The 6894-nt window shown below is 44.1% G+C and carries 8 protein-coding genes; all 8 read right to left on the reverse strand.

Going from position 1 to position 6894, the window contains the following annotated elements; translation table 11 throughout:
- Positions 1-103: 103 nt before the first annotated feature.
- Entirely contained in the window at positions 104-313 is a 210-nt protein-coding gene (locus tag QUB56_RS35835) for a hypothetical protein (RefSeq protein WP_332961118.1), read from the reverse strand.
- Positions 314-348: 35 nt separating this feature from the next.
- On the reverse strand, positions 349-636 hold the full coding sequence (locus QUB56_RS35840) for a hypothetical protein (RefSeq protein WP_332961119.1): 288 nt from the start codon (positions 634-636) through the stop codon (positions 349-351).
- A gap of 34 nt (positions 637-670) precedes the next feature.
- Positions 671-1093: a hypothetical protein gene (locus QUB56_RS35845; protein ID WP_332961120.1), complete on the reverse strand. Its 423-nt coding sequence runs from the start codon at positions 1091-1093 to the stop codon at positions 671-673.
- Positions 1087-1380, reverse strand: a complete 294-nt coding sequence (locus QUB56_RS35850) for a hypothetical protein (protein ID WP_332961121.1) — start codon at positions 1378-1380, stop codon at positions 1087-1089. The genes QUB56_RS35845 and QUB56_RS35850 overlap by 7 nt, the downstream gene beginning before the upstream one ends.
- A gap of 19 nt (positions 1381-1399) precedes the next feature.
- Positions 1400-2044: a hypothetical protein gene (locus tag QUB56_RS35855; RefSeq protein ID WP_332961122.1), complete on the reverse strand. Its 645-nt coding sequence runs from the start codon at positions 2042-2044 to the stop codon at positions 1400-1402.
- A gap of 133 nt (positions 2045-2177) precedes the next feature.
- Positions 2178-3275 carry a hypothetical protein gene (locus QUB56_RS35860; RefSeq protein ID WP_332961123.1) on the reverse strand — a complete coding sequence of 366 codons (1098 nt, stop codon included), beginning with the start codon at positions 3273-3275 and terminating at the stop codon, positions 2178-2180.
- Between the two features lie 26 nt (positions 3276-3301).
- On the reverse strand, positions 3302-4291 hold the full coding sequence (locus QUB56_RS35865) for a hypothetical protein (RefSeq protein ID WP_332961124.1): 990 nt from the start codon (positions 4289-4291) through the stop codon (positions 3302-3304).
- Between the two features lie 12 nt (positions 4292-4303).
- On the reverse strand, positions 4304-6894 hold a 2591-nt coding region (locus QUB56_RS35870), incomplete at its 5' end, for a hypothetical protein (RefSeq protein ID WP_332961125.1).

Raw genomic sequence — 6894 nt, forward strand, 5'->3', positions numbered from 1 at the left:
ACTCCAGAAGTCGCCAAATATTCAATAATTTGGTTGTCAGGGTAGATTAGCTTTAAACTACCCATAATTAGCTCAGTCGATCTACCAAGAGGTAATGAAAAAATTAATTCGTACATTGTCGTTGTCTTAATTGTTTAATCAGCAAAGAAATTTCATTGACAACTGCTTCCCCTTCTTCCTTGCTCCGAAATTCAAGAAGTATGCAGTTTTCAACATACCTCTTCTCATTTTCCAAAGCTATAATTGCATTTCTCAGCTCGTTAGAGTCGGTATTTGACTGGCTCAACAAGTCTCTTGCTCGTTGTATTGTCATGTCACGTCGAATGAACTTTAACTTCTCAAATCCAATCAAGTCAGTTTAGTATCGTGTTCTTTGAATTCTTCAAAAGCTTCATTTTCTAATGCTATTAACCCCGAGTTGAGGGAGTAATTTTCGTCTTGTCTAGACACACACTTTTCTAAGTTCGTTAAGCGTTGACCTTGGATTTGAGCAACTCTCGCCAAAGAAGTAATACGACCTTGTTGAGCTTTTGACCGAGCTTTATTATTGCGTATCCCTTTGTCTAAGTAAGCAAGGATGGAAAGAAAGGCAGCAACCGTTCCTACTACTGCGCCAATTGTGCCCAAGTGGTTCATTTGTTTTCATTCTTGCAATTTGTTATCAGCGCAATTAGTTTTCCTCAATAGTTCCTTGGTATTCCCACATTATTAAGCTGATTTGACGGTGCCAGAAACGCGGTTGAAAAACAACTGCGTAATCGGCTGTCTTAACATCAAGAAACGAGACTAATTGAACCTGTCCTAAAAGTATGGAGCGACTTTGTACGTGAGTATCAAAATTGGCTCCAACAATTAAAGGGGTTCTAATTTTCTGAATAAGAAAACCAGCGCTAAACCATCTTGGCTTACCCAATGGATTAATTACGGAAATTGCTAGCACTGGTTGATGTAAAACGATTGGGCAGACTTGTGGAGGAATAGGAGCGTAATCTTTTTCACTGTTACTGCCACTGTCACTCGTTGAAGAAGCTAAAACATCTAGCTGCCAAACGGAATTCCACAAAGTGGAATCATTGAGATTGAGTGTTAACACAAAAAACCAATTTCTTCTAAGTTCTGCTCAACTTCGTCTGCGTATTGGTCGATATTTATTCCTGCCATTTCGGCGAGATCGAAAAAATCTTCTCCAGATATTGTTCCTTCCAGAAATAACTTAGAGTGCTGGCTTATTGAACAAGCCAGATGCCAGCGCTCTTCTATTTCTTCGGCGGCAGCTTCCAAGTCAACAACAATTTGCAGAACTGACCTGATTTGATGAATAGCTGTATCTACAGCAACTTCATGAGCTTCAATAGCTTGTCTGCTCGCGAGTATATCCATAGTATGGAACTACTTAAGACTAAAACACAGGAGCGACAGGAGTTTTGCCAAAGTTTGTAGCTTCCCGGTCTGAACGGAAAATCTCTGGCTCAAATGCTACGCTTTTTGCTCCGGTATAGGCTGAAGCTGAAATGCTTTTTTTGATGCCAAGGACCGCATCCATATAATCGATATCGTCGATACTACCTTGCGCGGTAGCCGGGTTTTGCGCATCCGGCTGTGCAGTAACGGACCCGCGACCAAAAGGCACCGAGCCGCTCCTCCCTGGCTTGTAATTTCTCGGTCGCCCCGTAAAAGCTGATACTCCCGCTGTAATTGGCGTTACGTTAGGGGCTTTTAGGGTAATTTTAGCCAGTGCTGGGTAAAAATTCACTTCCTTGACGGCACCTTCTGCAAGGTCTAAACCGTAAATACCGTCTATGTTCGCTGTTCCCAGCACATTTAAAATGCCCAAGGCGCCCCGAGTCACAGAGACGCGAGTAAAATTTGCTCCACTGGGACTTAATCCAAACGGTACAATTCGTGCCGCAGTCGTTTCTCGGTAATTACTTGGAGCTTTTCGCGGAACTTGGTGTTTGCGGTTGCCTTTGAGGTACTCCGCATAGATGTCTACTTCTGCTGCCGTCAGTGTTTTGCGAGTGAGCCGCCGTCTATGTCTTGGCATTTTTAAAATACTTCTGTACTGATTTCGATAGTAGCGATTCCTGAAAGCCTTGTCCAGCAAAGTTTTGAGGTGAAAAATGCTACTGGAACCTATTAGGTTCCGGAAAAGTTGAGGGGTAGATTGTTAAAAATTGTTAAGCTTCGTAGACGACTTTAGAGCCTTTTACTAAGGGAATAGGCGATCGCAGTTTAGGTAGGTAGAGTAAGGCGTTATCAAATACGACCTCAGCTATTGCTCTTTCGGCTTCAGCCTCCCACTCCTTTCCTAAAAGCTGAAAGTTGGGAGGGTCTGCGGGGTAAGCTTCTTCGGCTGCTTCGTTGCCGGAGTAACGAAACCCTAGACGATCGGGAGTAAAATCAAAAATTTTTAGCAGCCTGGTGAATAAATCTTTGCCTTGCTGCGCCGATCGCACAAAGGCATACCCCTCTAGCCCTTGGAGCCGTGCGATATGTCCAGAGTAGGACAAACATTCTCGCCCTTTTTGCCAGCGATAAGCTGGCGAACTGAACTGTTCTTGAATGCGTGTTGCCCATTGGCGAATGTTTGAGGACCTTATGAGTTCTGCTCCCAGTCCCAAATCAACGATTTGGCGATCGTCCGTAAAATTGACACAGCGAATAGTTTTTTCGCCAGTCACGCGGGCCCGCGGGCTTCCGTTAGGTTTTCGCCGGACTTCTTCGTTGGGTTGGATAAAATTGAGAGTGATTGCGGGCCACCCTTTTAAAGGTGGTTTGCTGTTTTTGCCGCTTACGCTTGCAATATTTTGACCGCTTCCTTCGTACTCTATTTGAATGATGTGGCCGATTAACTGTGTATCGTTGCCTGCCAATATAATAGATTCGCTTTCAACGGAACGGTCGCGCCAGTATTCGATAACTCGGTAATTATTTTTTGTGGTCCCGGGAGATGGATCTTTCCATTCTCGATAGCGTGGCCGACTATCGGGTTTTCTCCAGCTAGTTGTCGGGTAGTTTGTCTCTATTCTTTCTGTAAGCTTGGGAAAACCCATCTCCCACTCTTCCCAAAATTCCTCAAAATTAATCTTATCTCTTGTCTGCAAATCATATAGCGCCAAAAACAAGGAACCATTTGCAGCGATATCTTCTTCTCTTCCAGAGAGAGTATAGATTTCGTAATCTTTTTTTTTGTTTGGCTTGATTTGGACGACTCTGTACGGCCATTTCAATGCTGATGGGGCAAGCATTTCTTTTAATTTTTCTTCCCAACTCATTTCCGTCCTAAGTTATAAGTATTATACTAGCCGAATGCTGTAGACAAAACAAAGACGGACTCTGTACACGATTCAAGGAATTCCTCCCAGAGTTCCTCAAAAAACTCCTGAATGTTTTCATCTTGGATTAGTTTTATAACTGCTTGAACTCCGATATTTATAGACCAAGGCTTGCTATCGGCCGCCCCCCATTTATCTAACCAGCTACTGAGGGTTTCTCCCACCAATGGGATTCTTCTGATTACAGGCGACAATGATTTAAGTATTCGGCGAGAATTTTTATAGATTGCTATAAATGTTTTGGTAGCTCCAACTCGGAGGGTAGCCATTATAAGGTTTCTCACCGCGGGCATTGCCTCTTCGTAAAGTTCTTGATTTACCTCTTTTATTGCTGCCAGTTTGGCAGGATTTACCCGGACGATGGCAGCTCCAGGAACTACGCCGCAGAGTGCTGTCCCCAACAATGTTCCTAGCGTGCCGCCGCTTACGCTCCACAGATTTCTTTCGGCTGCTTTGACTTTTGCATCCAACTGCTGGTCTGTTTCGTTCCAGTTGAAATTAATCAACCTCATTGCTTGACCTGCACACCAACGCATAACTGCACCTGTCGTTATCCCCGCCAAAAATGTAGTTGCCAGACGGCCTGGGTGCCCGAGCAGATAAATGGCACGAGATCCAACGCTCCTAAGAACTGCTGTTGCTCCGGCTCTGAGTGTTCCCATTAATCCCAAAGACCGAACCGCCGCTACTAAGGAACTAATTGAGCCTATTGTGGCCCCAACAACCTGGCCGCCCAAATAAACGACCACACCGCCCAGCGTTACACCCGCAGCTGCGCCTACCGGATCTGCCGCATACCAATCGCCTAACTTAACTCCACCAATTTCGATATTGCCGATAATGTCGCCGATTTGGGCTGTAATTTTATCAAAGAAATTACTGATTTTTGTTAGCCAATCTTCATCAGCTTTTCCCGCGTATATAGCGCTTGCTGTTTGCCCGTCGAGTATCTGCATTGTTTTTTATTCCTAGTCTGCTTGAGAGTCTTTTGTATCAATTTCCCGGATGCTGGGGTTTTGAGTTGTTGGCCGGCTATATGGCTGGCTGGCATCCGATTCAGGAAATCGTAGTGATTCACTTTCTGGGTTGCTCGTGTATCCTTTTTCTGCTTCAGCAATCCAGTTGTCCAAATCACCTATCCCTAAACCTTCGCGGACATCTCGCCTCAATAAGTAAGAAGCTAGTTTTTGCGATAATGCTGCAGCATCGACGACCCGCTCTAAAGCTCCTTCAGATACTTTTTCGGTTACTGCCGCTGCACTTGCAGAAGAATGTTTGAGGATTTCTATGAGTGCTTCATTTAAAGTCTTTGGTTCCTTTCTATTTTTATTTTCTGGGTCGTCCACGTTGTAACCGAACTTGACGACACCTATTTCTATTTCCGAATTTTGGAGTATGCCAGATGAAAGTTCTTCTATTTCAGGTTCTGTGTTGCTCTGAGGATAATTTATTTCATCTCCGTCTCCAAATCCGTATTTATTCCAGAACTTTTGAATTTCATTGCGATTTTTTCCGGCAAATGGGTCAAACGGAATTGGTACTTTATCTACCGATTCTGTTAGATCGAAGTTCATGTATTCGGTTATGGCTTGCAAGTAACGATTATTCTTAATCGTTAGCTGAAGAGCCATAATATCTAGATAGGTGCGACGTAGATCATAGTTGGAGCCCATGTCCACGTCACCTTCTGTATCCACAATTTGCTGTGTTAAATAACGCAACAAGTCTGCTTGGCTGTGAAAATCTATGCTTATTTCTTTGTCGCCCTCAATTGCGGGATTTGCTTTCTTTAGAACAATTTTTTGGGGCCAATAGCCTCTGTCGCGATCGTCTTTGCGAATCATGTATTCGCAAAGGTGAATTAAATTGCCTACTCGAAGTTGTCCCTTCCCCCCTGGGTGTATCCATCTAGCGGGAATGGAACTGTCTTTTAATTCTGCAATCGGTAGTATTCTTTCTAGCCTATTCAAAGCTTCTATTTGATAGCGCAATCCATCGGCGATACTGCGAACTTCTAGTAACTTCTCGTTGATAACTCCATCGTCGGTGTTTATCCAAAAGTCGTTAGGATCGGGATAGTTAAAGTCTTTATTTTTGCCTGTCAACCAGCTCAACATATTGCCTTCGCTTTGTCGCAACTTTTTGTCAGAATCTTTATAAAACTCTGAGGTTCCTAAAACTTTTTCTAACCTTTCAATCATTCCTCCTATTACAAGTGCTAGCTGCCGATCGTTCCGTATAGACGTAGTTTGGTCTTCTTTGGCATTAGGATCCAGCCAGGCTTTTTTGACCTCAAAAGGATATGATTGACGAATTCCATCTTGGGTGCTCCCAACTTCCTTGATACCATTAGGTAAATCTTCCTGACCCGAACTTCTTTCTGCGCCAAGGTGGCGAACTATCAATCGTTGTAGCTTAATACTTTCTCTACAGCATTCATCCATGTTTCGTCTCCTTGGTGGTGGGTTAGGAAATGGAGCGTTGTTAGAAGGTAAAACTATTATCTGCTTACATTTTATAAGCTCTAACGTTGTTTCACTTATAAGTTCATAACCTAAAAACTTCCAATATATCCCTTCTCCTTTGTTAGGAATTCCATAATACGGAGGCAAAAGATTGGCAGTGGACACAATATATGGTGGGAAATATCTGCCGTAAACGTCTGTGTATCCAAATACTTCGGCTCTACGAAAATAAGTGAACTGACTTATTCTTGCTAATCCAAAAGGGGCTATATAAAATGCTGGACTGGATATTCTTATTTGAGTTATATGCGCACTGTGAAAATAAGCTGAGTCTGATGATGCTGGAAGATATATAATGCTTCCATCCTGCGTAACTGCGCTAGCAATATTTTGCTGAGTTATTTGTGTACATATAGCAGGTTCAGTAGGCGGGCTAATGTTTGGTGTCGAAAGCCCAGAAGAATCACTATTTGTTGGTTCATATCGCCAGCTCCCATCACCATCGTGATACCAGAATCTACCTTCTGCACTTTGCGTTGTGGTTCTAACATAATATTGACCAGGTTCCACCGTTAATGGTGGCAAGGGTGGAACTTCCGGTTTCCACGTAGAAGGCATTGTATTGCCAGGTGTGGGAGTTGGTGTTGGTGCTGGTGTTGGTGTTGGTGCTGGAAATCCTAGCCCCAATTCGATCTCGATCGGGGTAAAGGGAATTTGCAACGAAACACTAACACCAACGCCACCATCTTTAGAGACGGAGACGTTAACGCCAACGCCGAGACCTTCTACACCGACAGACCCGCCCGTCACTTTTCCGGTACCTAAGTCGATCGTCACACCTCCAGAAGCGCCCAGGAGGCCTCCTGGAATTTCTGCACCGCCGGAAACACTGACTGAGTTTTCCGCTGGGTCGTAAGTGACCCCGACATCTATAGGGCTGATATCGACACTGACGCCCCCGGTTACACTCAAACCTCCTATATTTGTGATTTCGGTGGTGACTCCAACCCCACCAGATGTGACAGAAGGAGCTGACTTCCCCCCCATATCAACTTCACCACCCTTGCCAAGGTCAATGCCACTGGAAGGACTTT

The sequence above is a fragment of the Microcoleus sp. AR_TQ3_B6 genome (assembly GCF_036702785.1).
GTDB lineage: Bacteria > Cyanobacteriota > Cyanobacteriia > Cyanobacteriales > Microcoleaceae > Microcoleus.

Bases quoted from the DNA above. Each gene is read 5' to 3' on its own strand.
- QUB56_RS35835 (WP_332961118.1), bottom strand. From the start codon at position 313: ATGACAATACAACGAGCAAGAGACTTGTTGAGCCAGTCAAATACCGAC.
- QUB56_RS35840 (WP_332961119.1), bottom strand. From the start codon at position 636: ATGAACCACTTGGGCACAATTGGCGCAGTAGTAGGAACGGTTGCTGCC.
- QUB56_RS35850 (WP_332961121.1), bottom strand. From the start codon at position 1,380: ATGGATATACTCGCGAGCAGACAAGCTATTGAAGCTCATGAAGTTGCT.
- QUB56_RS35855 (WP_332961122.1), bottom strand. From the start codon at position 2,044: ATGCCAAGACATAGACGGCGGCTCACTCGCAAAACACTGACGGCAGCA.
- QUB56_RS35860 (WP_332961123.1), bottom strand. From the start codon at position 3,275: ATGAGTTGGGAAGAAAAATTAAAAGAAATGCTTGCCCCATCAGCATTG.
- QUB56_RS35865 (WP_332961124.1), bottom strand. From the start codon at position 4,291: ATGCAGATACTCGACGGGCAAACAGCAAGCGCTATATACGCGGGAAAA.